Genomic DNA, 1156 nt, shown 5'->3' with positions numbered 1-1156 from the left:
GCTCTTCCGATCTGGCGTGGTGCAGGAACAGCGTGGCGGGTGCGGGGGGGCGTGCGCTGTGCGGCGCGCCCTGCGGCATGGTGGTGGCGCCCGCGCCGTCCGGGTTGCCGTAACGTGTATCGCCCACGATGGAGTGCCCCAGCGCGGCGAGGTGGGCGCGGATCTGGTGGCGCGCCCCCTTGCGGATGACGCAGCGTACCAATGTACAGGGCGTACAGGGCGCGCCGGGGGTGCTGGCGGAGCCGGGCGCGTGTGGGGTGTAGGCGGGCGTGGGGGCGGAATCTTGCCCGGCATCGCCCGCGAGGGTGGACGGGCAGGGTGCGGCATTGGGCATGTCCGTTGCCTGCATGACGCCCAGCGGCGTGACCCCGGTGTGGCGCAACGGGTCGGACGTATCCTGCGGCAGGACGCGGGTGGTGGCCCGGTTGGCCGTGTCCAGCGCGCGGCGCATGGTGGCCGGACCATCCAGCACGCCGTGCACCAGGGCAAGGTAGGTCTTGGTGGCCTGACCGGAATTTTCGGCTGCGTGGAAGTGATCGGCGGCCTGCGGGGTGCGCGCGGCCAGCAGAATGCCGGAGGTGGGGCCGTCCAGTCGGTTGAGCAGGCGCGGGAACCCCGTGGCGCCATCCGCGCCGGGCATTGACCGGGAAGCATCGGAAGCGGCCAGATCAGCCAAGTCCGTCAGCTCAGGCACGCAAGCCAGACCGGCCCGACCCGCTCGATCCGCAAGGGCAGACTCTCCGAGCAGGGCAGGCAACAGTGCCTCCACGCTGGGGGCGGCGCTGCCCGCAATGGCGGCGGAATGCAGCCCGCCGGGCTTGTACAGGGCCACCAGCCCGTCGGCCTCTGCCAGCACGTGCGGCATATCAGTAACATTTCCGGAGAGATATCTGCCGGGCGTGGCGCCCCCCCGTGCGGCGTCCGGGGGTATGTTGGGCACCATATGGGGCGCAATGTCCGGCGAGAGGCTTGGCGCGGTGTCCTGTAGGCTATCCGGCCCGACACTCGGTTCAACATTCGTGGGGGTGTCCGGCGCCTTGCCGTGCGTTGCATCCAGCGGGCGCAATTCCACACGCTGTCCGGCGCGCACCCGCGTGCCCGGCTGGGCGGGGCGCCCGTCCAGCAGCACGGCGTGGGTCAGCCACAGGCGGCGGCG

Annotated in this window: 1 protein-coding gene; it reads right to left on the bottom strand. The window is 71.7% G+C overall.

Annotation, left to right across the window (positions count from 1 at the left end; translation table 11 throughout):
* The coding region (locus FVW27_RS16595) for a pseudouridine synthase family protein (RefSeq protein ID WP_167127271.1) at positions 1–865 on the bottom strand (865 nt) is incomplete at its 3' end.
* Positions 866–1156 lie beyond the last annotated feature (291 nt).

The sequence above is a fragment of the Nitratidesulfovibrio liaohensis genome (genome assembly GCF_011682075.1).
Lineage (GTDB): Bacteria > Desulfobacterota > Desulfovibrionia > Desulfovibrionales > Desulfovibrionaceae > Cupidesulfovibrio > Cupidesulfovibrio liaohensis.
This window is presented reverse-complemented; position numbering and strand designations above follow the sequence as displayed.